This window comes from Microcoleus sp. FACHB-1515 (genome assembly GCF_014696105.1).
GTDB lineage: Bacteria > Cyanobacteriota > Cyanobacteriia > Elainellales > Elainellaceae > JAAUTJ01.
This window is the reverse complement of the sequence record NZ_JACJPO010000075.1, coordinates 1-24492: the sequence shown is the minus strand read 5'-3', so window position 1 is coordinate 24492 and position 24492 is coordinate 1. Positions and strand designations below refer to the sequence as shown.

The 24492-nt window shown below is 53.9% G+C and carries 29 protein-coding genes and 1 tRNA gene; 15 read left to right on the top strand and 15 right to left on the bottom strand.

Annotated elements, in window-relative coordinates:
* Positions 1–191: 191 nt before the first annotated feature.
* Positions 192–722, bottom strand: a complete 531-nt coding sequence (locus H6F67_RS25410; RefSeq protein WP_190769448.1) for a DUF2062 domain-containing protein — start codon at positions 720–722, stop codon at positions 192–194.
* A 114-nt stretch (positions 723–836) separates the two neighbouring features.
* On the opposite strand from H6F67_RS25410, the gene mnmE reads away from it, so the two are divergent.
* Positions 837–2201 (top strand): tRNA uridine-5-carboxymethylaminomethyl(34) synthesis GTPase MnmE, encoded by a 1365-nt coding sequence (gene mnmE / locus H6F67_RS25405; protein WP_190769447.1) that lies wholly within the window; start codon positions 837–839, stop codon positions 2199–2201.
* Positions 2202–2300: 99 nt separating this feature from the next.
* Entirely contained in the window at positions 2301–3263 is a 963-nt protein-coding gene (locus tag H6F67_RS25400) for a GDSL-type esterase/lipase family protein (protein ID WP_190769446.1), read from the top strand.
* Positions 3264–3330: 67 nt separating this feature from the next.
* Here H6F67_RS25400 and H6F67_RS25395 read toward each other — a convergent pair whose 3' ends face one another.
* A complete protein-coding gene (locus tag H6F67_RS25395) occupies positions 3331–4374 on the bottom strand; it encodes a calcium-binding protein (protein ID WP_190769445.1) in 1044 nt (347 codons plus the stop codon).
* Positions 4375–5153: 779 nt separating this feature from the next.
* On the opposite strand from H6F67_RS25395, the gene H6F67_RS25390 reads away from it, so the two are divergent.
* Entirely contained in the window at positions 5154–6122 is a 969-nt protein-coding gene (locus H6F67_RS25390; protein WP_190769444.1) for a DUF362 domain-containing protein, read from the top strand.
* On the opposite strand, the gene H6F67_RS25385 is transcribed toward H6F67_RS25390, so the two are convergent.
* Positions 6101–6607, bottom strand: a complete 507-nt coding sequence (locus H6F67_RS25385) for a GNAT family N-acetyltransferase (RefSeq protein ID WP_190769443.1) — start codon at positions 6605–6607, stop codon at positions 6101–6103. The two genes, H6F67_RS25390 and H6F67_RS25385, sit on opposite strands and share 22 nt — an antisense overlap.
* Before the next feature lie 140 nt (positions 6608–6747).
* On the opposite strand from H6F67_RS25385, the gene H6F67_RS25380 reads away from it, so the two are divergent.
* From H6F67_RS25380 to H6F67_RS25370, 3 genes are all read left to right on the top strand, one after another.
* Positions 6748–7839 carry a spore photoproduct lyase family protein gene (locus tag H6F67_RS25380; protein WP_190769442.1) on the top strand — a complete coding sequence of 364 codons (1092 nt, stop codon included), beginning with the start codon at positions 6748–6750 and terminating at the stop codon, positions 7837–7839.
* A 313-nt stretch (positions 7840–8152) separates the two neighbouring features.
* Positions 8153–8893: a response regulator transcription factor gene (locus H6F67_RS25375; RefSeq protein ID WP_190769441.1), complete on the top strand. Its 741-nt coding sequence runs from the start codon at positions 8153–8155 to the stop codon at positions 8891–8893.
* Positions 8894–9111: 218 nt separating this feature from the next.
* Complete coding sequence (locus H6F67_RS25370; protein ID WP_190769440.1) at positions 9112–10209, top strand: Gfo/Idh/MocA family protein; 1098 nt, start codon at positions 9112–9114, stop codon at positions 10207–10209.
* Between the two features lie 60 nt (positions 10210–10269).
* Here H6F67_RS25370 and H6F67_RS25365 read toward each other — a convergent pair whose 3' ends face one another.
* The 6 genes from H6F67_RS25365 to grxC form a co-directional block, all read right to left on the bottom strand.
* Positions 10270–11676 carry a cytosine deaminase gene (locus tag H6F67_RS25365; protein WP_190769439.1) on the bottom strand — a complete coding sequence of 469 codons (1407 nt, stop codon included), beginning with the start codon at positions 11674–11676 and terminating at the stop codon, positions 10270–10272.
* A 23-nt stretch (positions 11677–11699) separates the two neighbouring features.
* A complete protein-coding gene (locus H6F67_RS25360) occupies positions 11700–12620 on the bottom strand; it encodes an ABC transporter permease (RefSeq protein WP_396799082.1) in 921 nt (306 codons plus the stop codon).
* Positions 12621–12635: 15 nt separating this feature from the next.
* Complete coding sequence (locus tag H6F67_RS25355; protein ID WP_190769438.1) at positions 12636–13409, bottom strand: ABC transporter ATP-binding protein; 774 nt, start codon at positions 13407–13409, stop codon at positions 12636–12638.
* Positions 13410–13498: 89 nt separating this feature from the next.
* Positions 13499–14602: an ABC transporter substrate-binding protein gene (locus H6F67_RS25350; protein WP_190769437.1), complete on the bottom strand. Its 1104-nt coding sequence runs from the start codon at positions 14600–14602 to the stop codon at positions 13499–13501.
* A gap of 84 nt (positions 14603–14686) precedes the next feature.
* Positions 14687–15655 carry a glutathione synthase gene (gene gshB, locus H6F67_RS25345; protein WP_190769436.1) on the bottom strand — a complete coding sequence of 323 codons (969 nt, stop codon included), beginning with the start codon at positions 15653–15655 and terminating at the stop codon, positions 14687–14689.
* A gap of 41 nt (positions 15656–15696) precedes the next feature.
* Positions 15697–15957: a glutaredoxin 3 gene (grxC, locus tag H6F67_RS25340; RefSeq protein ID WP_190769435.1), complete on the bottom strand. Its 261-nt coding sequence runs from the start codon at positions 15955–15957 to the stop codon at positions 15697–15699.
* Between the two features lie 153 nt (positions 15958–16110).
* On the opposite strand from grxC, the gene H6F67_RS25335 reads away from it, so the two are divergent.
* The 4 genes from H6F67_RS25335 to H6F67_RS27445 all read left to right on the top strand — a co-directional run bounded on the left by H6F67_RS25335 (position 16111) and on the right by H6F67_RS27445 (position 17972).
* The gene (locus H6F67_RS25335; RefSeq protein WP_190769434.1) at positions 16111–16551 is read left to right on the top strand and encodes a PPC domain-containing protein; all 441 of its coding nucleotides are present in this window, start codon (positions 16111–16113) and stop codon (positions 16549–16551) included.
* 130 nt (positions 16552–16681) lie between these two features.
* A tRNA-Phe gene (locus H6F67_RS25330) sits at positions 16682–16754 on the top strand.
* Between the two features lie 139 nt (positions 16755–16893).
* A complete protein-coding gene (locus H6F67_RS27450; RefSeq protein ID WP_199304637.1) occupies positions 16894–17295 on the top strand; it encodes a hypothetical protein in 402 nt (133 codons plus the stop codon).
* Entirely contained in the window at positions 17274–17972 is a 699-nt protein-coding gene (locus H6F67_RS27445; RefSeq protein WP_199304636.1) for a hypothetical protein, read from the top strand. Before H6F67_RS27450 ends, H6F67_RS27445 begins: the two co-directional genes overlap by 22 nt.
* A 135-nt stretch (positions 17973–18107) precedes the next feature.
* Here the strand turns inward: H6F67_RS27445 and H6F67_RS25320 are convergent, their stop codons facing one another.
* The 6 genes from H6F67_RS25320 to H6F67_RS25295 all read right to left on the bottom strand — a co-directional run bounded on the left by H6F67_RS25320 (position 18108) and on the right by H6F67_RS25295 (position 21839).
* Positions 18108–18317: a hypothetical protein gene (locus tag H6F67_RS25320; RefSeq protein WP_190769433.1), complete on the bottom strand. Its 210-nt coding sequence runs from the start codon at positions 18315–18317 to the stop codon at positions 18108–18110.
* Positions 18317–18544: an excisionase family protein gene (xisR, locus tag H6F67_RS25315; RefSeq protein ID WP_190769461.1), complete on the bottom strand. Its 228-nt coding sequence runs from the start codon at positions 18542–18544 to the stop codon at positions 18317–18319. The genes H6F67_RS25320 and xisR overlap by 1 nt, the downstream gene beginning before the upstream one ends.
* A 220-nt stretch (positions 18545–18764) precedes the next feature.
* Positions 18765–20774, bottom strand: a complete 2010-nt coding sequence (locus H6F67_RS25310) for an AAA family ATPase (protein WP_190769432.1) — start codon at positions 20772–20774, stop codon at positions 18765–18767.
* Positions 20775–20881: 107 nt separating this feature from the next.
* Entirely contained in the window at positions 20882–21211 is a 330-nt protein-coding gene (locus H6F67_RS25305) for a hypothetical protein (RefSeq protein WP_190769431.1), read from the bottom strand.
* A gap of 63 nt (positions 21212–21274) precedes the next feature.
* Entirely contained in the window at positions 21275–21412 is a 138-nt protein-coding gene (locus H6F67_RS25300; protein ID WP_190769430.1) for a hypothetical protein, read from the bottom strand.
* Entirely contained in the window at positions 21405–21839 is a 435-nt protein-coding gene (locus H6F67_RS25295; RefSeq protein ID WP_190769429.1) for a hypothetical protein, read from the bottom strand. The genes H6F67_RS25300 and H6F67_RS25295 overlap by 8 nt, the downstream gene beginning before the upstream one ends.
* Positions 21840–21953: 114 nt before the next feature.
* Between H6F67_RS25295 and H6F67_RS25290 the strand changes: the two genes are divergently transcribed.
* From H6F67_RS25290 to H6F67_RS25270, 5 genes are all read left to right on the top strand, one after another.
* Positions 21954–22157, top strand: a complete 204-nt coding sequence (locus tag H6F67_RS25290; protein WP_190769428.1) for a type II toxin-antitoxin system HicA family toxin — start codon at positions 21954–21956, stop codon at positions 22155–22157.
* Positions 22154–22390 carry a type II toxin-antitoxin system HicB family antitoxin gene (locus tag H6F67_RS25285; RefSeq protein WP_190769427.1) on the top strand — a complete coding sequence of 79 codons (237 nt, stop codon included), beginning with the start codon at positions 22154–22156 and terminating at the stop codon, positions 22388–22390. Before H6F67_RS25290 ends, H6F67_RS25285 begins: the two co-directional genes overlap by 4 nt.
* A 474-nt stretch (positions 22391–22864) precedes the next feature.
* Positions 22865–23095 carry a helix-turn-helix transcriptional regulator gene (locus H6F67_RS25280; protein WP_313927058.1) on the top strand — a complete coding sequence of 77 codons (231 nt, stop codon included), beginning with the start codon at positions 22865–22867 and terminating at the stop codon, positions 23093–23095.
* An 83-nt stretch (positions 23096–23178) separates the two neighbouring features.
* Positions 23179–23571 carry a hypothetical protein gene (locus tag H6F67_RS25275; RefSeq protein WP_190769426.1) on the top strand — a complete coding sequence of 131 codons (393 nt, stop codon included), beginning with the start codon at positions 23179–23181 and terminating at the stop codon, positions 23569–23571.
* Between the two features lie 119 nt (positions 23572–23690).
* Complete coding sequence (locus H6F67_RS25270) at positions 23691–24266, top strand: hypothetical protein (protein WP_190769425.1); 576 nt, start codon at positions 23691–23693, stop codon at positions 24264–24266.
* Positions 24267–24492 lie beyond the last annotated feature (226 nt).

The following is a 24492-nucleotide window of genomic DNA, read 5'->3' as shown; positions in this document are numbered from 1 at the left end:
GTGGACAGCGCTTCGCGGCCAGCAAAGGCGATCCGGAACGGATCGCCTTTCAGCCTACTCTCGGTTTCCGAGCTAGTAGAAGCTAGGGCGTGTTTTCAGAAGCTCTAGAACGAGTGGAGGGTGTGCGATCGCGAAGCGCTGTCCGCAGGAATCGATCCCTAAATCTCCGTTGAACTTAGGAGTGAACAACCTTATTCTTCCTGCCGATATCCGATCAGCACTCGATACCGCCGCACTCGCCGCATTCGCCAGCGATGAACGAGGCGTAGGCTGAGGAAGTAGCTGATAATGGCGCTGATCGAGGCGACGAGGAGGCAGCCTGCCAGCCAGACAGCGATCAGTTCAATGCCGATCGTACTTAAGGTTTCCCAGTTGTGGAGGGTGGTGAAGTCGATCGATAAGTGGTTGGCGTCAAACAGCCAGCTTCCGACTTTGAAATTGAAGAAGAAGATTGGCAGGTTGGTGATTGGGTTGCTGATCCAGGTTCCCGCAGCGGCCATGATTTTGTTGCCGCGCACCAGGATGGCGAGGGCAATGCCGATAATGGTTTGCAGGCCGAACAGAGGAAACAGGCCAGCGAAGACGCCGACGGCAAAGCCTCTGGCGATCGCTTCGGTGCTGCCTTCCAGACGCATCAAGCGATAATAGAAATAGCGGAATTGTCGCTGCCAGCTTCGGCGCGATCGACGGCGAGGCGTCACCGTTGGCGGACGAACTTGCATGAAAGTACCTAAACAACTGCGCTGTCTTTATCTTAAGCTCCAAAATTGCTGGAGATTGTACGGAGATAACGCTGAAATGATTGGCTAGCAACGACTGTAGGAATTTTTGTAAAGATGAGCAGCCTGGACAAAACAACGATCGCGGCGATCGCGACGGCCATTGTGCCGCAGCAGGGCAGCGTCGGCATTGTGCGGCTGTCCGGCTCACAAGCTTTGTCGATCGCCAAGCAAATTTTTTATGCGCCTGGTTCGCAGGTTTGGGAAAGCCACCGAATTCTCTATGGCTACATTCGCTATCCCAACGGGCAATCGATTGATGAAGCGTTGATGCTGATTATGCTGTCGCCGCGATCGTTTACTCGTGAAGATGTCGTGGAGTTTCACTGTCACGGTGGAATCATGGCCGTTCAGGAGGTGCTTCAGCTTTGCATCGCGCAGGGTGCAAGGCTGGCGGAACCGGGAGAATTTACGCTGCGGGCGTTTTTGAATGGCCGAATTGATTTGACGCAGGCAGAAAGCATCGCGGACTTGGTGGGAGCGCGATCGCCCCAAGCTGCCCAAACTGCTTTGGCTGGAGTGCAAGGCAAACTCGCGCAGCCAATTCGTCAGTTGCGATCGACCTGTCTGGACATTTTGGCAGAAGTTGAAGCGCGGATTGATTTTGAGGAAGATTTGCCTGCGCTGGATGAAGCCGAGGTGCGATCGCGTTTGGATGCGGTTCTGGCTGAAGTTGAGCAAATTCTCGCAACTGCCGATCAAGGAGAACTGCTGCGAACCGGACTGAAGGTTGCGATCGTCGGTCGCCCGAATGTCGGCAAATCCAGCTTGCTCAATGCTTGGAGCCGCAGCGATCGCGCCATTGTCACTGACCTGCCTGGAACCACCCGCGATGTGGTTGAATCACAGCTTGTGGTCGGCGGCATTCCGATTCAAGTCCTCGACACGGCAGGCATTCGCGAAGCGACCGATCGAGTTGAGCGCATGGGCGTGGAGCGATCGCGGCAGGCGGCACAAGCGGCAGATCTGATTTTGCTGGCGATCGATGCTCAGGTGGGATGGACAGCCGGCGATCAGGAAATCTATGATTCGGTTCGGCAGCGTCCGCTGATTGTCGTTCTCAACAAAATCGATCTGGTGGATCTGCCGCCGCCAATTCCAGTTGAGCAGGCGATCGTCAAAACCGCCGCCGCCAAACAGCAAGGCATTGACGCCCTAGAGCAAGCAATTTTGGCGATCGCGCAAGCTGGGCTGCAAGCTGCCAATCTGGATGTTGCAATCAATCAGCGTCAAGCTGCTGCTCTGACTCGCGCTCAAGCGTCCCTCGAACTGGTGCAGGGCGCGATCGCTGACCAGTTGCCGCTGGATTTTTGGACAATCGATCTACGCGCAGCCATTCAAGCTTTGGGTGAAATTACCGGGGAAGAAGTGACCGAGTCTGTTCTCGATCGCATCTTCAGCCGCTTCTGTATTGGTAAATAGGCTTGGTGGATAGCATTGGCAAATAAATTTTACGAGCGCAAAATTCCTGATCCACCGATCGATCGCTGCTTTTAGAAAACAAAGGGATCAGGAAGCCAAATGAGCGATTTTTGTCTTTTAGCCGCCAGCCTCATTACGCAAGGTCAAACGCCCGGATGGAAACTTGCCACGCCGCGATCGCCCGTTGTCGTTACGCCACAACAGCGCTGTCAGCCGATCGAGGTGGCAACTGCTGCCGTCCAGTCACCCGAATCGATACCTGCGGTGAGCAGAGCGACTGCCCTCCGCCCTACAAACACTTCACGCCCTGCCTTGCCCGGACTTGACCCAGCCGGAAGCGCTTATCTGCCGATGCCTGCGATCGTGCGTCCGGCTTCGGGCAGTCAGTTGTTTGTGCAGCGTTTGGCCGCCTTGCGATCGGGACGGCTTTACACGCGCCTTCCGGTCAGCAGCTATGCGGAAACTTGGCGCAACGCGACGCGCCAACCAACTTACGAGCAGTGGGTGAGTTTGCTGCGATCGGAAGCGGGCGCGATCGCTCGCGGCCAAGGCTCCAATCGGCTCACGGTTTTGCTGGGCGACTCGCTCTATCTGTGGTATCCGCCAGAGCAAATGACGCGCGATCGCTTGTGGCTCAATCAAGGCATTTCGGGCGATACAACAGCAGGCGTGTTACGCAGGCTGTCGGCCTTTTCGCAAACGCGACCCGATCGCATTCAGGTGATGGTAGGCATCAACGATCTCAGGCGCGGTGCATCGGATGCCGAAGTTTTAACAAATCTGCGGCAAATCATGCGCCAGCTTCGCGCCAATCATCCGCAGGCGCAAATTGTTGTCCAGTCGATTTTGCCAACGCGACTAGCAAGCCTGCCCGCAACGCGAATTTATCGACTCAACGGACAGATCGCGGCGCTCGCTCAGCAAGAGCGCGTCAGCTTCCTCGATCTGCAAACGTCTTTTGCCGACTCTAGCGGCAATTTGCGGACTGAACTGACAACCGACGGATTGCACCTGAGTCAAAGCGGCTATGCGGTTTGGCAGCAGGCGATCGGTTCGGTGTAGCCAGCGGATATCGCTTCAACCGCAAGCCCTCTCCGGATTTGAAGAGGGCTTGGACTTTGGCGATCGCCTAGCTGAAGTTAGAAGCTTGACCGATGACGCTGGCTTGCTGCCACGCAACAACCGCCAACAGGTCATTGCCAGGGCCAACAATCCGCACACCCTCCGCACTATTGCTGAAGCTCAACTGAGCAAAGGTGATGCCGTCGAGATGAAACTTGTTCTGGCCGACCTGGAAGTTTTTAATCGCATCAAAGCCAGAACTGCCCCGCAGCACAATGTTGGCTGCACCGCCCAGCCACACGGTATCGGTGCCGCTGCCGCTGTCGATCAAGTCGCCGCCGCCGTTGCTGTAGATCGTGTCATCGCCATCCCCTGCAAAAATGATGTCTCTGCCGCTCGCACCATAGATCGCATCATTTCCACCGCCGCCTACGAGAGTATCCAGCCCGCCATTGCCAAACAGCGTGTCGTTGCCGCTGCCGCCGTCAATGTAGTCTTTGCCAGAAGTTCCGGCAACTGTGTCGTTGCCCGCACCGCCAAACAGTGCATCGGTGCCGCCGTTGCCGTTGATGGTGTCATTGCCGCCCAGCCCTCGGATGACATCATTTGCGCCGGAACCGTTGAGGAAATCTGCACCCGCAGTGCCCGACTGAGTGAAGGTGAGCGATTGAGTGAGATTCAGCCGAATCGGTTGTCCGCTTCTATCGAGGAACGTGTCAACGGCAATTTGGTAGGTCGCGCCAGCATTAGCATTGAACTGGACAAGGCTAAGGAAGCCGTTGAAATCATCGTTGCTGGCGATCGTCGTGAGGCTGTTGACCGCGCCGCCCGTGTAAACGCCCAGCGTGGTGTCAAAACCAAATGTGTTGGCGGGATTGTTGCCGCTGCCATTGGTGTCGATCGTTACCTGTCCAGCGGCGGGAGCCGTCCAAGTCCACCAGGCCGATGCCAGCGGCACAGAAACGCCCGCATGATTTGGCTCACCTGGCTCTCCACCATACCCGAAATTATTTCCCGTTCCCGTTGCGGTGACGACGGGCGTGAGGGCGTCGGTCGATTGCGGGGTGAGCAGAATGCGATTTGCAAACAAGTCGTTGTTCGATGTAGACATGATCCTGACTCCGATTGAGAAGTGAATGCAAATGTGGAGCAGTCGATCGCAAGAAGTTTGAATTCAACTCAAATACCAGCCTGGGAAAGCTGCTCGCAACTTCCTTAAAAATCGGCTGAACCAATTCACTCAAAGCCCAAATCGGTTTCTGGGTTGAGCGACAGCTTTGCGATCGATCGCAAGCTGAACAGGTATCTGAGTGAAAAATTTCCTACGCAAGCCGAACGTGGTGCGGATTCACATCAAATGAAGCTCGATGGATGTGAATTGGAGTGACGACGATTCTAGAACTCTCGATCGCGCCAGCCCATGACTTGAAATCGTGAACCAAAGTAACCTGACAAGGGCTGGTTGGAGAAAGCTGGAAACTTCTTGCTTTCATCATCAATTATTGACAAAAAGTCGGTGAATACAAGGATATTCATATAAACTTCATGAAAACTTCACATATAATTCAGCATTTTGTAGTCTATTAAACAAAATAAAAATGATATCAGTGTATGCAGGGTTTTGGTAGGAATGCTTCGCTTTTTGGAATTTGTGGTGTTCGCATCCTGTATCAACTTCAGCTTGCTTCACTGCAAAATTTCTGAATTTCATTCCAATTTTTCTAAGCTCAATGTTCCTGGCAAAAATTCAGGTTTTCTTGAAGTTACCCAGCAGATCAACCCAACAGGGTCAACTTCTGGTAAGATTCACATCTTTTGCAAGTCAACTTGCTAGCTCTCAGTGCGTCAGTCCAGAATAAAATCAAACCGTTGTTTCTAATCCCAATCGTGATGCCGCCAGTCGTCAGCTTGTTGCGAGCCGAATCCTACGATCGCGACTCGATCGCCGCCAACCTTGAGGCGCTTCTTGCTCCGCTGGGCGGAATGTTGGCCTTTGTGAAAGCGGGCGATCGCGTCCTGCTCAAGCCGAATTTGCTCACCGGAGCGAAACCCAACAAAGACTGCACCACGCGCCCCGAACTGGTCTACGCTGTCGCTAAACTCGTGCAGGCCGCAGGCGGCCAACCGTTTTTAGGTGACAGTCCGGCTTTTGGCAGCGCGGCGGGCGTCGCCAGAGCCAACGGCTACAGCACCTGGCTAGAAGAATTGGGCGTTCCGGTTGTGGAACTGCACGGCCAGCGATTCGACACAGGCAGCGCAGAATTCAATCATCTGCTGTTGAGCAAAGAAGCGATCGAGGCCGATGTCGTCATCAACCTGCCGAAAGTGAAATCGCACTCGCAACTGACGCTGACCTTGGGTGTCAAGAATCTGTTCGGCTGCGTCCCCGGCAAAATGAAAGCCTGGTGGCACATGGAAGCTGGAAAAGATGGGGATCGGTTTGCGACAATGCTGGTGGAAACCGCACGGGCGATTCAACCCAACTTGACAATTGCAGACGGCATCATCGGCCATCAAGGTAACGGTCCCAGCAACGGTGAACCGCGTCATTTGGGAGTTTTGGCGGCTTCTGCGGATGTGTTTGCGCTCGATCGCGCCTTGGCTGAACTGCTCAATGTTTCCGCAGATGCGGTTCCTACGATCGCTGCGGCAGAAAGGCTAGGGCTAAATCCGGAGGCGATCGACTTTCCTTTACAAACGCCAGATGAACTGCGCGTGACGGACTGGAAATTGCCCGATCGACTGCATCCGATTGATTTTGGTGCGCCTCGCGTGATCAAATCCACGTTCAAGCATCTTTATATTCGATTGATCAAAGAGCCAATGGCGGCCTACAGTCAAAGGGCGATCGCGAAGTAAACGAGATCCAGCCCGTCCTGGTGAACGCGCTGCTGAAATCGCATTCCCGCTTTTTCCAACACGCGCCGCGAGGCAGCATTGGCAAAGTCCGTGCTGCCCAGAATCTGCTTAAAGCCGCAATCCTCAAAGCCAAACTCGATCATCCGCAGTGTCATCTCGGTTGCCAAGCCTTGCCCCCAGCAGGACGGCGCTACACCGTAGATTAACTGAGGCGCAGGTGAACCCTCCATGATCCGAAAGCCGCAAAAGCCGATCAGCTCGTTGGTTTCACGCAGAAACACGCTGCACTGTCCCCAACCGTGAACCGCAAAATCGTTCTGCGTGTCGTTCACTTCTTCCACCACGAATTCGCGCGGCACAATTTTGTCATCAAACAGATGCCGTCGCACGTTTGGGTCACACCAAAGCTGATGCAGCGCGTCAACATCTTCGATCGCATACGGACGCATCCACAAGCGATCGGTGTGCAGTTCGATCGATTTCATGGCTCTTGAGTGATCTACTCACAAATTCTAATTGCTATTGTCAAATTGCGATCGGATTTTTGTACTTTTACAAGGGCGGTTTTCTGGATCGATCGCTTCTGTCAATCGCGATACACTAAGGAGTTCATTCAAGGGTTGATATGTCCTTCGCTTCAACGCATGCACCCGATTCTCTAGCGCGATTGCTCAACATTAAGCAAATTTATTTTGAGCCGGAAGTGCTGTACTTCGATCGCGGTCGTGCCATTTTGGATCAATATCCAGAGGCCGATCGAATTGAGGTCGAATCACACTGGAAAATCCCCGAACTTCATGGCGATGCTGACAACGTGAGCGACTGGAATCGCATTAAGCGCACGGTTCTTGTTTTAGGTGTAAAAAAGTCAATTCAAGCGCGTCCCAACACTCGTAGTTCTGATTTTGTCGCACCTTCTCACGCAAACGGTTGTGCAATGGCTTGCTCCTATTGCTATGCTGCTCGGCGCAAGGGTTACGCCAATCCAATTACGACGTTTGTGAACATCGATCGCATCACCGCTTACATCAAGCGACACGCGACCAAACAGGGCAATAAGTTAGAGCCAAATCAGGTCGATCCACACGATTGGGTGTATGACATTGGCGAGAATAGTGATTGCTCAGTAGATGCGGCAATTTGCGACAACGTGAAGGATTTGATCACGCTATTTCGCACTCTTCCTAATGCAAAAGCTACCTTTGCCACCAAGCGCGTCAATCGATCGCTGCTCGATTACGATCCGCAAAATAAGACGCGGATTCGCTTCAGCTTGATGCCAGAAAAAACGGCGCAAATTGTCGATATTCGCACTTCACCAATTGGCGATCGCATTGCCGCAATCAATGATTTTGTTGAGGCCGGATATGAAGTGCATCTCAACTTTTCTCCAGTCATCTATACCGAAACTTGGCATCAGGATTACGAGCAGCTATTCGAGCAAATTGACGACGCACTTTCACCGCAAGCTAAAGCGCAGTTGGCCTGTGAAGTGATTTTTCTGACGCACAACGACGAGCTGCATGAAGTCAACATGGGCTGGCATCCCAAGGGTGAAGAATTACTGTGGCGACCGGATTTGCAGGAAGCCAAGCGATCGCAAACGGGTGGCGAAAACCTCCGCTATCGCTACGGATTTAAGGGAAAGCTTGTGAGTGAATTCACGACTCTGCTGCGCGATCGCCTCCCTTACTGCCGCATCCGCTACGCCTTTTAACGGAGCAGCAGGCAAAAGAACTGCTTCTTTTGCCTGCTGCAACTTGCAATCGACAGCGGATTCACGAATTTAATGCTTCTAGCAAAGATGAAGATCGATCGCCACTTGCGTAAACTCCGCAACGCTAGCACCAGAAAACTGATTCAGAGAAATTAAATTGAGAACAAATTCTCTAAATTTGCGTGCTTCTACGGTTTGTTCTTCGATCGCCCCGTGAAACCTCGGTGTTTCTATCAATTTGTTGACGCAGCGATCGCCTTATTTTGGATTCAAATCTAGGCCGTCGATTACTACTGCGCTTCGGAGATTCTGCATGGTCGCTTCTTTTCACACTGCCCCTCGTTCGAGTTCGACTTATGCTTCGCCCATCTGCCCCGCCTCTCGGCTGGTACAGACGCAGCGTGTTTCAGTGCTGATTGTGGACGATCAGCCGCAGGTTTGTCAGGGATTGCACACACTGCTAGAGTTTTACAGTCGCGGCAGTTCAATTCAATTTTCGATCGCAGGGGAAGCTTCAACTTATGCCGATGCGCTCAAGCTTGCAGCCGATCAGCCCACGCTAATTCTGCTGAATTTAGAGTTAAAAGCACAAGAAAATAGCATTGCCATGATGAGGCGACTGCGCGAATTTTATCAGGGCAAAGTGTTGGTCTTGTCGGAACATCGAGAAGACGATTTGGTGTTTCAAGCAATGCAGGCTGGCGCATCAGGATACATTGTGAAAGAGCGAATGGCGGCTCAGCTTTGCATTGCCATCAGCGTCATTCTTGCCAATCAGGTTTATCTCACTTCAGAAGGCATGACGCAGTTTTTTCGCAGCTTTCGATCGCACTATGATCAAGCAGCACTCACCGAACAAAAGATTCACCTCAGCGATCGCGAACGCGAAGTTTTATCGCTGCTGGTTGAAGGCGAGCCAAATGCCCGAATTGCCGAACAACTCTATATTACAGTCGCAACGGTAAAGGCGCATCTCACTTCAATTTTTGAGAAACTCGGCGTCAAAAATCGATCGCAAGCGATCGTCACGGCACTCAAGCTTAACCTGGTTTAATAAAGAATTGGTTTTACGTTTCAACGATTCGCTCGCGTCAAATTAAAGTGAATCGTTTACTCTTGCACTGAACCTTTAAATAATATTGAGCGTGTGTTTCAAGCATCCGCTGTTTGATTTGCACCAGCAGAATCGATCGCTTTTTGGCTCAAATCCTGACTCACCGCAATCCGCCCCCTAACATGGCAAGATGAACTAGCAGAGGTTGGAGCGTTGCAATGATCGGTGTAGCCGTCGTAGGCACAGGATTCGGCCAGAAAATTCACATTCCCGGTTTGCAGGCGCATCCGCGTACTCAGGTCGTTGCTGTGCATCATCGCAATTTGGAGAAGGCTCGATCGATCGCTCAGGCACACAATATTCCCCATGCCTGTCAAACCATTGAAGAAATTGTCGCCCTGCCAGAAGTCGAAGCAGTCAGCATTTCCACGCCGCCATTTTTGCATCATGAAATGGCGAAAATCGTGCTAGAAGCCGGAAAGCATTTGCTGCTCGAAAAGCCCACCGCGCTTTCGGTTGAAGAAGCCGCTGCACTCCAGCAGCTTGCCCAGCAGCGCAACTGCGTGACCAGCTTAGATTTTGAGTTTCGCTATGTTCCTGCCTGGCAGCGATTCGCCGAACTGCTTTTTGATGGCGCGGTTGGCAACAAGCGGCTGATCAAGATTGACTGGCTCGTTTCTGGTCGCGCCGATGCCAATCGCCCCTGGAACTGGTATGCCTGTAAAGACCAAGGCGGCGGCGCACTTGGCGCACTCGGCTCGCATACGTTTGATTACATTTCCTGGCTGTTTGGCCGAATCGATCGCCTCTGCGGACGCCTCAGTACATCGATCGCTACTCGCCCCGATCCCACGACCGGAGAACCGCGTCCGGTTGATGCCGACGACACCTGTTCAATCCTGCTGGAACTGGCAGACGGCACACCCGTTCAAATTGTTTTGAGTGCCGTCACCTATCAGGGGCGCGGCCACTGGGTTGAGGTGTATGGCGATCGCGGCACGCTGATTTTAGGGAGCGATAATCAGCAAGACTATGTTCACGGTTTTCGGCTGTGGTCTGCCGAGGCGGGTGCAGCACTCACCGAGCAGGCAGTTCCGCCGCGTTTGGAGTTCGATCGCACCTATCCCGATGGCCGACTTGCGCCGTTCATTCGCGTGGTCGATCGCTGGGTCGAAGGCATCGATCGCGGCCAGTCGCTCAGCCCTTCGCTGCAAGAAGGCGTCTACTCGCAATTTTTGATGGATTTGACGCACCAGTCCAACGAAACCGGAACTTGGATTGACGTGCCAAATCTGGCAAGCTACCTCCGTCGTTAGCAGTTTGCGAACCGCCCCTACAGCCCATCCATCTAATTGCGCTTCCAGGTCAATCGATCGTTAGGCGGTCGATCGCTGAGCGGGCAGGAGCAGGTCATCGAGTTCTGCATAGTCAGGCAGCGCTGTGTCGATCGCTTTGCCTTGCCGTAAGACGACGCGATCGGACTGTGGGCGCGAAAAGAGTTCGCTGAAGTATCTCGCCTTGCACAAAACCAAATCTGCGCCTAGTCCAACATCAATGCGGCCTATTGTGGGCAGTTTCATCAGGTCGGCAGGCGTCTGGGTGATGGTGCGACACCAATCTCCATAGGGCGATTCGAGGTGGGCAATGCGAGTTGCTTGCGTCAGCACTTCTAGCCCGTCTAGATTGCCAAAGGTGTAGAACGGGTCGCGGCAGTTGTCGCTGGCAACGGCAACCGGAACGCCGGAATGCTTGAATTCGTGAATTAAGGTGATGCCGCGCCAGCGGGGAGTGTGCGTCGGAAAATTGGAGCGATGCAGCTTCTCACCGTTTTGGGTGAATTGGCTGGAGGCTGCTTGGTTGCGGTCTTGCAAATACAAGTTACACATCGGCAGGCTAACGATGCCAATTTGAGCTTGACGAACCAGAGCGATCGATCGCTGCGCCACGTCGTGCGACTGCACAGCCAAGCTACAGCAATGACCGCACACGACTCGACCTTCATAGCCATGTCGCAATGTCGCTTCAGCGATGTATTGCAAGGTGATGTCGTTGGGATTGCCGCTTTCATCGACGTGAAAATCCAAGTCCAGATCTCGGTCTTTCGCGAGTGCGAAGAGGCGATCGAGTTGCGCGGTGAGATCAGCGTTCATGAGCGTGAGACCGCCGAGTTTGCCGCCGTCGAATTGAGCAAATAAATCGGCAAGCTTTTCGCCTGCTGGCGTCATGAAGTAGTCAATCGGAATCAGCGAGACGGCTTGAATCGTGAGGCGATCGCGCCATTGAGCCTGTAGCGTTTTGAGTGCGCCAAGGCTGATTGCTGCCTGCTCACCATACGAATCGATGTGGGTGCGAATCGCCTGTGTGCCCTGTGCGTAAGCGCACTTGAGGCTAAATTCCATGCGGCGATAGACATCTTCGCCGTTCCAGTGTTGGCTGCTATCGGCTGCGACTTGAGCCAGCGCTTCCTCAAACGAGCCGCTGCGGTTTGGCGATCGCGCCCAAAAGTGGCCTTTGTCTAGATGCGTATGCAGATCGGCAAAGCAGGGAAGAACAATGCCGCGCTTGAGGTCGATGTCTGTTGTCGTTGGGCTGCTCGGTTCGATCGAGTTTGTTCCGGCAGCGCAAAGCGATCGAACCCGGCCATCGACAATTTCAAGATCGACTAAGACAAGATTTTCGCGGGCAGCAAATGGGTCAGGGTCAGGCCAGTTGCGATTGGGAAGGAGCGATCGAGGAACGTGCGCGTTTTTCAGGCGAAATGGAGATGCAGCGGGGGGAAACATCACGTGCTACGGACAGGGAATGCTTAATTCTCGCGCTTAATGGCGCTCTCGTGCCAGTGCCGCAAAAGTAAATCCGACAGCAGCGTTAGAAGGGCAAAAATCGCAACGCCCAAAACCGTCGTCATCAGCAGCGCGGCGAACATACGGGGAATCTGCAAGTTAAAGCTGGACATTAAGATTTGATAGGCGATGCCCGATTGCGTACCGCCCGTTCCTGCCACGAATTCTGCCACGACTGCACCAATTAGCGCTAAGCCACCGCTGATCCGCAATCCGCCTAGGAAGTAGGGCAAGGCGCTTGGCAAGCGTAGATACAGCAGGGTTTGCCAGCGTGAGGCGTTGTAAAGCTGAAACAGATTAATCAAATTGTGGTCAGCGCTGTTGAGGCCGAGCGTTGTATTGGACAAGATGGGGAAGAAGGCGACAATCCAAGCGCAAATCACGAGGGAGATGAAGGTTGAGCTATCGCCCGGAACTATTTGCCGCACCCAAAGAATGATCAGCGGCGCGATCGCCACGATCGGCGTGGTCTGCAAAATCACCGCATAGGGAAAAAAGCTACGCTCGATCCATTTACTTTGCGTAAACAAAATGGCGACCAGCAGGCCAGAGACGATCGCCGCAATAAACGCCACAACCGTAATTTTGAGCGTGATCAGCAGCGAGGGAAACAGCGATCCCCACTCCTGCACCAACGTTTGCACCACCAAAAGTGGCCCCGGCAGCAGGTAAGGTGGAATGCCGCTGATGCGGACGCCTATTTCCCAACCGATGATCGCCAGCAGACCCACCACCAGCGGAGCCGCAATTTCCGGTGAAATGATTTGCTGGAGTGTGGGTAGCATCGCGCTAGATTTCGATCGCCTGCCGCCGCTGCGAACCGCGCCAGCCATGCTGAAGTTCCAGCGGCCAATCAGGTTCAATAAAGCCAGGAGTTGATTCATGAGTTGCAAGGGCATTTAGGCGACTTGGGTGCGATCGAGCGGGTCACGGCCTGCCGCTCGTGCGAGGGCGTGTGAGATGTCGCGACAGTATTCGTTGAACAAGGGCGTGGTGCGGAAATCTTCGGTTCGCGGGTAGGTAGCATCGATTGCGACATCTGCAATCACCCGACCCGGACGAGCCGCCATCACAATCACCCGCTGTGACAAATACACCGCTTCATAGATATTGTGCGTCACAAACAGGACTGTCCACTGTTTCTGTCGCCACAGATTCAGTAGATCGCTGTTGAGTCGGCTGCGGGTCATTTCGTCCAGTGCGCCAAACGGTTCGTCCATCAGCAGAAATTCCGGCTTGGTGACAAGGGCACGCGCGATCGACACCCGCATTTTCATCCCGCCCGACAGTTCACGCGGATACGCCCGTTCACAGCCGCGCAGATCGACCATCTCCAGCGCTTCGGCAACAGCAGCATCCACCTGATTGCGATTCATGCCCGCTAGCTTCAACGGCAAGCGCACATTATCCTGCACGGTTGCCCAAGGCATCAAGGCTGCTTCTTGGAAGACAAACGCCAATCGCCTTGATCGAACGCCGCCGCTCCAGTGAATGCTGCCTGTACTCATCTGTCCCAATCCGGCGATGATTCGCAAGACCGTACTTTTGCCACAGCCAGATGGCCCCAACAAGCTGACAAACTGCGCTTCGCCAATGTCCAGATTAAGGTCTTGCAGCGCGATCGTGCCGTTGGAATAGGTTTTGCTGACGTTGGTGAGTCGAATTGCGCTCATTAGGAGGGGTCGGGGGTCGAGTGTCGAACAAAACAGGTAGCCGGGATCAACGTTTCGGCTGATCCCCGTCACGCAATTCCAGACACGCTTTAGCTTTGGTAGTACTGAACGCCTTTGTTGACAAACTGAAGCGTAAACGCCTTGGTGTAGTCGGTGTCGCTGTTGAAAACTTTTTGCCCTACCATTGTGTCAAAAAATTCTTTCCAGCGAGATTCGGTCATCGCGCCAATGCCTTGCGTTTGCGCGTCGCCCGAATCGACGATGCCGTACTCTTTCATCTTTTCGATGCCGTACTTGATTTGCTCGTCGGTCATTTCCGGGTTGTCTTTTTTGATCAGTTCGTTGCCCGGAGTCGGATCTTCGTTGAGGTAGCTGTACCAGCCTTTGATTGAAGCATCGACAAAGCGCTGCACGAGGTCAGGATTTTGCTCGACCAGTTCGCGCTTGCACTCGATCGTCGTCGAGTAGGGCGTGTAGCCATAGTCGGCCATCAGGAAAACGACGGGCGTGAAGCCGCCTTCTTTTTCGATCGACAGCGGCTCAGAACTCAGATAGCCCTGCTGAACCGAGTTTTTGTCGGCCAGGAACGGACCAGGATTGAAGTTGTAGGGGCGCTTTTGGCTGTCCTCAAAACCGAACTTGGCTTTGAGAAACGGCCAGTAGGTGACGTTGGCGGCAGCCGAAATGAAGGTGGGGCGACCTTTGAGGTCTTCGATCGAGTCGGCTCCGGTATTGGGATGCGCGATCAAGACCTGCGGGTCTTTTTGGAACATTGAGGCAACTGTAATTTTGGGAATGCCTTCTTGAATCGACTTAATCGCATCAGAGCCGTAGCCCATGAAGAAATCGATCGCACCGCCCATCAAAAGCTGGGTGCCGTTCACCTGTGGCCCGCCCATCTTCACCGTCACATCCAGCCCGTGATCGCGGTAGATGCCTTTGGCGACGGCTTGGTAGAAGCCGCCATGTTCAGCTTGGGCATACCAGTTTGTGCCATAGGTGACTTTGGTGAGTTCTCCGGTGGGGCTGGCGGCCACTGAAGGGCTGGCGGCATCGGGAGAAGCCGTATCGTTGGAAGCGGTCTGGCTGGCGCAAGCACTGAGAATTCCAGTTCCAGCCGCGATCGTGCCGTACTGGATAAATTTGCGACGATTGATTCCGTAGATTCCCCGTCGCGAATCGCGTTCACTCATGGCACTGCTCCTAAAACTACGCGCTACTGTTGAAGCTACTACAAAGCTTTTGTTAGAGATTGTATTGGCTGCTACGGCATTCGTCTAGACAGCGATCCGCTGCTCCACCCAGCGCATCACCTGTTCACCGAGCCGCAGATTGCTCAATCGATCGATCTCGCGAATTCCCGTTGGACTGGTGACATTCACTTCGGTAAGATACCCGCCAATCACGTCAATTCCCACAAACATCAAGCCGTCACGTTTCAAAGTGGGCGCGAGGACGGCACAAATTTCGCGGTCGCGATCGGTCACTTCCGCTGCTGCCACTCGTCCGCCCACTGCCATATTGCCGCGAAACTCACTGCCTGTCGGAATCCGATTCACCGCGCCGATCGGTTCGCCATTCAGCATGATCACGCGCTTGTCGCCGTCTTTCGCTTCGGGCAAATAGATCTGCACCATCACAGGCTCAGTGTATTGGTGCGTGCTGATTTCGATCAGCGAATTGCAGTTGCGATCGCCCGACTCCATAAACAAAATGCCTTCGCCACCCTTGCCGCCCAAAGGTTTCATCACGGCGCGGCCATGTCGATCGACAAATTCGCGAATCACCTGTTTGTTTTGGGAAACGATCGTTTCCGGGATCACACTGGCGAATTGCAGCGCATACATTTTTTCGTTTGCTGCCCGCAGCCCGTTCGGTGAATTCACCACCAGCGTTTTCGCCGGATTCACATAATCCAAAATGTACGTTGCGTAGAGGTACGGCACGTTTACGGGCGGATCGGTACGCATGAACACGGCATCCATCGCTTCCAGCGGCAGGAGCGATCGATCGCCCACTGTGAACCAGTCTCGCACTGCAATCCATTTGCCGCCTTGCAGTTCAACGGGCGTCAGCTTCAATGGTGCAAGCGTGGCGAACGCTTTTCCATCCGTGACGCCGAGCGAACTGGCTTCGGTAATCCAAACTTCGTGACCCAGCGTTTGCGCCGCTTCCATCAAGGCAACACTGGTATCGTGCCCCGGATCGAGCTTGGCGATCGGGTCAATAATGAATGCGAACTTCACCGCAAAACCTCTCTTGTGCGATCGCCATGTGATTGAACGCTTCACCCCTGCAAGAGCGGGTCTAGTCTACCTTGCGCGTTCAGCGCGTAGATGTCATCGCAGCCGCCGATGTGCTGATCGTTGATGAAAATTTGCGGAACCGATCGCCGCCCGTTTGCCCGCTGAGCCATTTTCGATCGAGCGGCTTCGTCACCATCGATCGCATACTCAGTGTATTCAACGCCTTTTTTGTCAAGCAGCGCTTTTGCCCGAATGCAGAATGGACAGGTGCGCCAGGTGTAGATTTCAACGGTTGCAGACATCGCAGTGCCCTCAGCAATATTTCTTCATTTTACATCGAGCGCTTGGTAAAAGTTTGGAGCCATGCGGGTTTGCCCGTAGTTCTGGTGAGACGATCGCTCAGCCAATGGTGCATAATAAACGCAACCGCAAGACGGTGTGAATCTAGGAGTGATATGAGTAAATTTTTGAAGCAAGCGCTGGTCGTGCCGCTGGCGGCAGTAACGCTGGGGATGAGCGCGATCGCGGCGACCGCCCAAAGCGCCATGTACAACCCGATTCGTCTGCCTGCCAGCAATGAGGTCACGGATAGCTTGAGCGATCGCGACATTCCCACAGGCTTTGGCGGTTTTGCCCGTGACTACGTGGTCACGCTTGAGGAAGGTGACAACATAGTGATCGATTTGACGTCGGATGAATTTGACACAATCATCACGCTGATCGGACCAGACGGCGCGGCAGTCGGTGAAAACGACGACGGTCCTGACGGAACTACCAATTCAATGTTGTTTTTTCGCGTTACTAATCCAGGTAGCTATGTGCTGCGCGTTCGTCCGTTTGGTGGACAAGGTGTTGGCAGCTTCAACCTTAAGCTCACTCGCTTGCGGCCTGTTTAGGCCTGCTGGTGCGGGTGCTGATGCGAATTTAGCACCCGTTTTGAATCGATCGCGCAAAAGACTTGCCAAATTCCCAGCAAGTTTGCTAACTTAATTAAGCGCTGAAGCGCGACGCACCTCGCCTTCTTACGCCGGGATAGCTCAGTTGGTAGAGCAGAGGACTGAAAATCCTCGTGTCACCAGTTCAAGTCTGGTTCCTGGCATTTTTGTCTCGCCTGAAAATTGCATAGAATGCAGAACTGGAAAGGGTTTCGAGCTTGGCTTGAAACCCTTCAATGTACCTGGATGTACTCACATATACCTAGATGTACCTGCATTTTTAGGCAAGTTTTAGGCACGGCCATGATCGAGGGCAAAATTTCTCAAGCGAACGGACGGCTAAAGACTGCCGCTGTGGGAGTGAGGATCGAAGCGAAAGGCGATCGCCTCTACCTGCGGGCGACACTGCCGCCGCGTCCGGGCAGTAGTCAGCAACGCGCCTATCAGCAGCGAATCGCCCTGCACTATCGGGCAAATCCCTACGGCGTGTCGCTGGCTGAAAAGGAAGCACGGAAGATCGGCGCGTTGATCGACTGTGGCAGTTTGATTGGCAGCCGTATCTGGGCGATCGCCCGACTGAAACTGAGGCGATCGGTTTTTATATTGAGAAATTTACAGCGGCTTATCAGCCAAAAGTTTCTAGCATTACTTGGAAAACCGAGTATCAAAACGTCTTCTCTGCTTTGGACTGGAGCCAACCGCTGACGATCGAGGCACTAAGGGCGGCGATCGAAGCGGTTGCGGCGGATTCTCGTCAACGTAAGCGGTTTTGCATCTCGCTGGGGAAGCTGGCTGAGTTTGCTGGCTTGTCTGTCAATTTTGACGAACTGAGGGGGAGGTATTCGGCTCGGTCGGTCGATCCGCGATCGCTTCCGAGTGACGAGACGATCGCAGCCTGGTTTGGGGAAGTGCCGCAGATGTGGCGGTGGGTGTATGGCGTGATGGCCTGCTACGGGTTGCGAAATCATGAGGTGTTCTATCTCAACACGATCGAATTGCAGCGCGGCGGCTGGTTCGTCAGCGTGACAGAAGGCAAAACGGGGATGCGGACGGTTTGGCCGTGCTATCCCGAATGGATTGAGCAGTTTGATTTGCGATCGCCCGTTCTGCCAGATGTGAGCGGGCGATCGCACTCGGATTTAGGCCATCGCGTAACGCAGATGTTTCGACGGCGGAACGTGCCGTTTCACCCTTATGATTTGCGTCACGCTTGGGCAGTGCGAACGATGCTGTTTGGACTGCATGACGCGCTGGCGGCTCAGCAGATGGGGCACTCCCGGCAGGTTCACAGCGACATTTATCACCACTGGATTAGTCAGGGGGAACATCAGCGGGCGTTTGAGGCGTTGATGTTGCGGAGCGATCGCCCACTTCCTCCTTAGCTTTATACCGAATCCAGATGAACTCTCGACTACAGGCATTACAGCGATACCTGGTAGCAATCTCTTGATCGTCACCCTTTCCCGGAGATTCCCGATAGTCTGAACTCTCGCAGTAAGGGCATCCAAACCAAGTTTTCATCGTTCCTCCAATGGAGCTTTTAGCGCGGCTGCACGGCGATCGTATTCCTGCATCATTTCAGGCGTTACTGATAGCGAGATGAGATGGAACAGCACTTGTTTATCTTCCTCGGATAGCGGAGTAGGAAGAAACAAATAAGCTTTTCTCAAGCTAGGCAATGTGATTTCGTGCAAATCACCGCTCCATGATTTATCAACTGAAACCATTAGCGTTCCTCCTGTGGGATTTCGAGTGCAGCGGCACAGCGATCGACATGCCACACATAGCGCGGTTTGTCGGCTCCCGGCTTGCTGATGATGCGATAGTGCATTCCCAGCCGGAAAAAATTCTCTTTCCTCAGCTTCCGCAGTTGACGCGGCTGAATGCCCAGTTCGGCGGCGGCAGTGTTGCTGTCTACCCATTCGCTGCTGAGGGGTCTGCCTCGTTTAGCCATCACGATCGCCTCTCGTTTCTTCTGGCTGGGCAAGTGACAGCAGAAAAGCCCGCAGTCTCTTGGATTCGCCTGTCGTCAAGTTGGTCGGAACTATGATTTGCACCATGAAGTCGCGTCGCAGTGGGGGCGAATTGTGCGGTGATTGCGTTTTTAGTCATTTTGATCTCCTTGAATTGAATTTGTAGCTGAACCCCTTGAAAGCCTTGATTTTTTTTCGCCATCAGCTTTTGTCCTCCGATCGCAACACTCGCAAATCTGTGTTTAGAAACATCGATGTTCTACCTGTCTTTTGATGGCGGACGCGGCTACGATCGCCGCGAATTTCGATTACCTTTCCGCCTTCAATTAGCTCATCAAACAGGGGTTGACCCAAGACGTTGATCGGAATTTGCGGGGTGTTGCGTTGCGACTGCGGCACTTCTCTCCAGGGGAGTTTATCGCTACCCGATCGAATCCATTGAGCGGTTGCGGTGACTAGTACAGTGTCGCCAACCGCAATTTTTTCAGGTAACGGATTGTTACGCAAAGCGATCGGGCGATCGCCGTTGTTGACAGGACGATCGCTTTTATTGAGAAAGCGATCGCCATTTTGCTCGCTCTCAGTCTGCGTTTGAGGCACATTTTTTGCAAAGCGATCGGGGCGATCGCCTGTTTTTTCGCGTTCGTTTTCACTTTTTTTGGCGATCGCCCGATCGCTTGGCTCGAATCCCGCTCCCTGACTGGGCAAAGTGGCGATCGCTTTTAAACGATCGCTTCCGATCGCCCGATCGCTTTCCTGTTTTTTCTTTACAAAGTACAAGTAGTACGGAGTGCCGGGTTTGCGCTTGGTTTCCACCTGACCTCGCATTGCCAGTTCTTGCAGACAGCGACGGGTTGATGCCTTGCTTCCTCCCAGTGCTTCAGATACTTCGATCGGTTCAAATGGCCGTCCGCGCTGGGCGTCATCACTCAGCCACAGGCGAATTTTTTCGATGTAGGTTTGTGCCTTTTCAAAATCTTCGTCAGACTCGAATTCTTCACCCCGGTACGTGAATCGAAATGTTTCATCATCGAAAGCGAGTCGGTAGCGTCCGACGGGCATTCCCCGTCGCATTTTCTCGATTCGCAACAGGCGTTCGTTGTAGTCTGTGGCGCTGAGTGCCCAAACGACATCAACCGAGTTGTGAATCGCCCGCGTCCCTCTGGCTCTGCCGTCTGCGTTGGAATGGTGAACCAGAATGACGGTGTGACCGTATTTGCGGGCGATATCTCGCATCTGGAGAACGGGACGGGCGTACTCGGTGTCGTTTTCGGAGTAGAAGCAGTTGCGGTTAATGGCGGTGAGCGAGTCAACCAGGATTAGCGACCCTGGGGGCATCGCGGCGGCTTCGGCTTCAAGTTTGGGCATTTGCTCGACTTGCCAGTCAGACATGACCTTGAGTGGCATAGAGCGGTCAATGCCGCGAATGTCGATTCGCTCTGCCGTGATCGTTTCGGGTTCATCCACCTGCACCAGCAAAACTTCGGCCTTGGTGCAGGGGTAGCCGCTCCAAGCGTGCCCTTTCAAGATTCGCTCCATCAGTTCGTAAAGCCAGAGCGTTTTACCAGCGCCGCCGTCACCATGCAGCATCATCGTCACACCCTGCGGAATCCAGCCTTGAACGAGGTATTTCACTTCAGCTTGCAAATGCTCGTCTAGGAACTCTCCGATCGGTTTGGCGCGAATGTGGGAGGCACTGCACACCGATTTGCTGTAGCACTCCATCATCGTGCGACGGTTCAGCCCGTGCCGACGGGCAAGCCGATGTAGTTTCAGGTCGCGGATGCCCGCATCCTTTTCGCTGTTTTCGATTTTCTGGATTCGCTTGGTCATTTCTTCAAACTCGATCGCCTCCAGGTCGCGGTTGAGAAATTCGCTGGCAACCTGTTGGGCAACGGTTTCGATCACGTCGATCGACATACCGTTGTAGCGGGCGATTTGGGACAGGGAGGCGCGGAGAAATTCGGAATCTTTGACGGCAGTGAGGATGTCGGTCTTCAATTCCCTCTCTGACTTTTCCCTCAGCGGGTCGCGTTTGGCGGTCAGAACGGCAGTGGCGATCGACGCGGTTTCTCCCTGCTGGTAAATTTCCCGGTTCAACTTCTCAACCTGCCGATCGCGCCACTCCTGCTGCTGCTCAGGTGTAAGCTGCTGCAATTCGCGAATTTGCTCTAGCGTGAGCGGTTCATAATTCGTATTATCTGGGTACATCGTTGGATCTCCTGATTTGTTGGGATTCATAAATTCGCCTCTGGGTCAGGGGCAAAACCATAAAGCCCGATCGCAGTGGGGAAAGACCGCGATCGGGCTTTTCAATGTCAGAACGGAATGTCGTCAACCTCCGAGCCGTCTTTCGGCGGCTGCCAGTTCGTAGCACGTCGAATTTCAGCGAACAGCCGTAGTCCGACTTGGCGGCGGCGTTCGTAGCTGCCACTGCTGCTCAGGAGAAAACGCCATTCGGCGGAACCGAGCGTCAAGGACAGGGTTTCAGGCGGGTCTTCATTCCACTCTGGGCACGTCTCGAAAAACGGCAAAATCTTGTCCCTGAACTTTTCATCGCTCTGTTCGATCGCTTTGCAGGCATTCCAGTAGCTCGGATTCACAGCGCAGCCGCGATCGCCATTGAATTTGCAGTTTTGACAGTTCATGATTAACCTCGTGAGTAGAACAGCAGAAGCCCGATCGCCACACAAAGCGATCGGGCTTTTCAGTTAGCGGGGATATTTCCGCCGCAGTAGCGAACAGGTTGGGCAGGAACGGACGATCGCCAGTCGCGGCTGAAAGCAGCAGCCACAAACCACGATGCGCGGCTCCGTGACGACGGAAGCAGGGCGATAGCGGTTAGTCATCACCAGCGGCCTCCCAGGTGGCGAGGTTGCGATCGAGTTCGGCCAGTACAGCGCTTAATTCTTCGGGCGATTGTTTGTCGAATCGCGCTTTGCCCTGCTTGAGCAGTCGCATCAAAATGACTTGCGAATCGATCTGGGTATCGTCGGCTATCAGATCGGCGGCGATTGTCAGCGCGGCCAGGTGCATCCCAACGCACTGAAGCAGGTCGTCCTGAGCGACCGCTGTGAGCAGGTCAATCTTTTCGATCGCGCCGCTGGAATGCTGCAAGAGCAGTTCCCAAAGCTCGGTTGCGCGATCGCCCTCGATTTGCACCAGTCCATCTCCGATGTAGTCGATCCACACCTGCGGGACTGGTTCGAGTTCAAAGTGGACGTTGGCGATCGCCTCCAAATTGATCAGCCTGTTTTCAAATCGAACAAATTTCATAAGCTAGACTCCTGATTGGTTGAGAAAACTGGCAAAAAGGGCGATCGCGAACTGTGCTAAGGGGCGATCGCCCTTTTGTCGCGGACAATGGATTTATGGACTGAGTGAGGGTGGATGCCTCGGAAAATTCGGGAAGTTAAGGCGGTTTTGCTGAAGGCGGGCTTTACTTGGCGACCTGCGAAGGGAAGTCACTCGCTTTGGAGTCATCCCCGGCTGGCGCAGTCGATCACGATCGCCGGAGCGGATGGAGATGACGCGCCACGTTATTTGGAAAAGCAGGTGAGCAAGGCGATTCGGCAATTGGAGGAAGGCGAATGAATCCGCAATACAGCATGGTGATTCAGTGGTCTACAGAAGATGGTTGCTATGTGGTGTTTTTGCCGGACTTTGGCGAACTGGTGATGCAGCCCTGTACGCATGGCGCAACCTATGAGGAGGCTGCAAAACGCGGCCAGGAGGTGATCGAGTCGCTGTTGGAGTGGCTCCAGGAAGAGGGGAAACCGCTGCCTGAGCCGCGTGTGTTTCCGCAGACCCCGCTGCAAGTTGCCTAGTTGTTCAAACCTCCTTGTGAATTTTTTGGAAGGGCGATCGCATTCCGGCGTATGGGGCGATCGCCCTTCTGTCGTTTGTGGAACTGGAGCAGGTGAATCGATCGATTAGCCAACCTCTGCACTGGGCAAACGATTCGACTCCTTACCGCTGGCTTGACCTGCAATTTTGAGCAATGAAAATCACGCTGTAACCGAGGGGTTAAGCAGCGCTTGCGGTTACGGGATTGTGTGCATTTCTGGATTCCTGGGTAGATGCGATCGCCCCACTGCGGCGAATCGCTTGGCGCTATCCGGTGTCTTCGATCGGGTGTACGTCCGTGTGTTGACCCGTTGCGAAGAGAATTAGGGGATGCAGGGCGGCATCAATTTCTCACGATCGAACCGCCCTACATTTCTGTCCCCAACTGAACAGCAGTTCAGCTTGTAGTGAATTCTACACTGAACTGCTGTTCATGAACAAGCGTTCAGTGTAAGATGAATCAACATCCTCATGAATCACCGTTCATGAACCTGCTCAAAGACAAAAACAAGTCACCAGAAGAAGTAGCAGAAGCGCTAGGAGTCTCGCCTAGAGCGGTTTACTACTGGATTGCTGGAAGTCGTGAGCCGCGCCTAACAATCGCGCAAACTCAAGCTTTGTGCAGATTGTTAGATTGCTCTGTTTACGATTTGCCCATCGATTTCGGTCGAATAGCGGCTGACTGAAGCGCGACTGACGATCGCAGCTAACGATCGCCAGTTGCTAACCCCATTCCCTAAAGCTCAGTAGGAAAGGAGGCTACGACTATATGACCACGAATCCACCGGAGGGAAGCGATTCGCTGCTTCAGTCAGTGATTGCCCAAACCCTGCAAATTCAAGCTCAGAATGCAGAGACGCTACAGCGGCTCGTTGAGCAGCAGCGGGAACTGCACGATATGACGATACGAGAGTTGCGGGAGCTGCGGCGGACTGCCGAAGAGCAAGCCCGCACCGCTCGACTTCAGCAAGACACCATCAACCGCTTTGTCAGCGTTGTGGGTGAAATGGGACGAGCGATCGCAGACCAAACCCGCAACAGCAACGACATCATCGAATCGAGCCGACGGGCCGCACAAGCTGCTGAGGCTGCAACTGTTCTTGCTCAAAACAATCAAAATGCAATCCGCGACTTGATTGAGGAGATGAGACGCGATCGCTAACCGCACAGTAACCGCACACTGTCCGCACATCGATCGCACAAGTTCCGCACAGCAGCCGCACACTCTTGAACGCATACACAGACTGAGTTTGAGCCAATTCACAAACCGGAGACGCACAAATGCAGCACATTGAAACGCACATCGAGCGCACACCAGGCGCACACTCGGCGCACTACACCGCACAAGCGATCGCCGCTGAACATTCCGACCTTGCCAAAGAAGTCACAATTCGGACGCGCTGGTATCCCTGGATCGCCAAAGTTGCACCGGAACCGCTGCTGAAAACTGAGCAGGGCTTCACCGAACTGGCGCGATCGCTGTTTGCCGACTATGCCCAGCATGTCAAGAGAGACGGCATGACCCCGACAAGCTGGGTGGAATCCGCCAAAGCTCGCTACTCCCAAGAGTGGCAGAGCGCAGGCGTGATCGAGGCTGAAGTTTTGCCGCCCGAAGTGGGCGGAACGCTTGCCCTTGCGAGCGTCCAAGTTTCGACCCTCACCCAAACCGGGGAGGAGCGGAAAGCGCGGCTGCTCAGAATGATTGAGCAAAATCGATCGGCTGAAGGCAACCTCAGCCAGTCGCGCCGCGAAATCGCTGAACAGCGTGGCATCAATGCCGCTCTGGACGAATTTGAGATTGAGCTAGAGGCCAAAACCCGAACGCTCAACCAACTGCGTCAACTCAGCGACTACTAAACACGGTTACGGCCAGGGTTCAGAGCTTCCAACTTCACCCCCTGGCCGTGACTCACTAAGGAGCTAATTCAAGTGAAACAAATTCTGAAGCCGGATCATCCGGCAGTGTTGAAATCGATCGCCGTTTGCACCGTTGCCAGCGCGATCATCGCAGCCGATGCCATCAGCCCGATTCCGCCAGCCGGAGCAGACGACTACACCTACAGCCGTGTCGATCGCCATTGCG

Excerpts from the sequence above, each read along its gene's own strand:
- H6F67_RS25375 (WP_190769441.1), top strand. The coding sequence starts at position 8,153 with ATGGTCGCTTCTTTTCACACTGCCCCTCGTTCGAGTTCGACTTATGCT.
- H6F67_RS25410 (WP_190769448.1), bottom strand. The coding sequence starts at position 722 with ATGCAAGTTCGTCCGCCAACGGTGACGCCTCGCCGTCGATCGCGCCGA.
- H6F67_RS25370 (WP_190769440.1), top strand. The coding sequence starts at position 9,112 with ATGATCGGTGTAGCCGTCGTAGGCACAGGATTCGGCCAGAAAATTCAC.
- H6F67_RS25310 (WP_190769432.1), bottom strand. The coding sequence starts at position 20,774 with ATGTACCCAGATAATACGAATTATGAACCGCTCACGCTAGAGCAAATT.
- grxC (WP_190769435.1), bottom strand. The coding sequence starts at position 15,957 with ATGTCTGCAACCGTTGAAATCTACACCTGGCGCACCTGTCCATTCTGC.
- H6F67_RS25395 (WP_190769445.1), bottom strand. The coding sequence starts at position 4,374 with ATGTCTACATCGAACAACGACTTGTTTGCAAATCGCATTCTGCTCACC.
- H6F67_RS25350 (WP_190769437.1), bottom strand. The coding sequence starts at position 14,602 with ATGAGTGAACGCGATTCGCGACGGGGAATCTACGGAATCAATCGTCGC.
- H6F67_RS25290 (WP_190769428.1), top strand. The coding sequence starts at position 21,954 with ATGCCTCGGAAAATTCGGGAAGTTAAGGCGGTTTTGCTGAAGGCGGGC.
- H6F67_RS25335 (WP_190769434.1), top strand. The coding sequence starts at position 16,111 with ATGAGTAAATTTTTGAAGCAAGCGCTGGTCGTGCCGCTGGCGGCAGTA.
- H6F67_RS25305 (WP_190769431.1), bottom strand. The coding sequence starts at position 21,211 with ATGAACTGTCAAAACTGCAAATTCAATGGCGATCGCGGCTGCGCTGTG.
- H6F67_RS25285 (WP_190769427.1), top strand. The coding sequence starts at position 22,154 with ATGAATCCGCAATACAGCATGGTGATTCAGTGGTCTACAGAAGATGGT.
- H6F67_RS25355 (WP_190769438.1), bottom strand. The coding sequence starts at position 13,409 with ATGAGCGCAATTCGACTCACCAACGTCAGCAAAACCTATTCCAACGGC.
- H6F67_RS25380 (WP_190769442.1), top strand. The coding sequence starts at position 6,748 with ATGTCCTTCGCTTCAACGCATGCACCCGATTCTCTAGCGCGATTGCTC.
- mnmE (WP_190769447.1), top strand. The coding sequence starts at position 837 with ATGAGCAGCCTGGACAAAACAACGATCGCGGCGATCGCGACGGCCATT.
- H6F67_RS25400 (WP_190769446.1), top strand. The coding sequence starts at position 2,301 with ATGAGCGATTTTTGTCTTTTAGCCGCCAGCCTCATTACGCAAGGTCAA.
- H6F67_RS25360 (WP_396799082.1), bottom strand. The coding sequence starts at position 12,620 with ATGAATCAACTCCTGGCTTTATTGAACCTGATTGGCCGCTGGAACTTC.
- H6F67_RS25385 (WP_190769443.1), bottom strand. The coding sequence starts at position 6,607 with ATGAAATCGATCGAACTGCACACCGATCGCTTGTGGATGCGTCCGTAT.
- H6F67_RS27450 (WP_199304637.1), top strand. The coding sequence starts at position 16,894 with ATGATCGAGGGCAAAATTTCTCAAGCGAACGGACGGCTAAAGACTGCC.
- H6F67_RS25295 (WP_190769429.1), bottom strand. The coding sequence starts at position 21,839 with ATGAAATTTGTTCGATTTGAAAACAGGCTGATCAATTTGGAGGCGATC.
- xisR (WP_190769461.1), bottom strand. The coding sequence starts at position 18,544 with ATGGCTAAACGAGGCAGACCCCTCAGCAGCGAATGGGTAGACAGCAAC.
- H6F67_RS25365 (WP_190769439.1), bottom strand. The coding sequence starts at position 11,676 with ATGTTTCCCCCCGCTGCATCTCCATTTCGCCTGAAAAACGCGCACGTT.
- H6F67_RS25320 (WP_190769433.1), bottom strand. The coding sequence starts at position 18,317 with ATGGTTTCAGTTGATAAATCATGGAGCGGTGATTTGCACGAAATCACA.
- H6F67_RS25280 (WP_313927058.1), top strand. The coding sequence starts at position 22,865 with ATGAATCAACATCCTCATGAATCACCGTTCATGAACCTGCTCAAAGAC.
- H6F67_RS25300 (WP_190769430.1), bottom strand. The coding sequence starts at position 21,412 with ATGACTAACCGCTATCGCCCTGCTTCCGTCGTCACGGAGCCGCGCATC.
- H6F67_RS25270 (WP_190769425.1), top strand. The coding sequence starts at position 23,691 with ATGCAGCACATTGAAACGCACATCGAGCGCACACCAGGCGCACACTCG.
- H6F67_RS25390 (WP_190769444.1), top strand. The coding sequence starts at position 5,154 with ATGCCGCCAGTCGTCAGCTTGTTGCGAGCCGAATCCTACGATCGCGAC.
- H6F67_RS25275 (WP_190769426.1), top strand. The coding sequence starts at position 23,179 with ATGACCACGAATCCACCGGAGGGAAGCGATTCGCTGCTTCAGTCAGTG.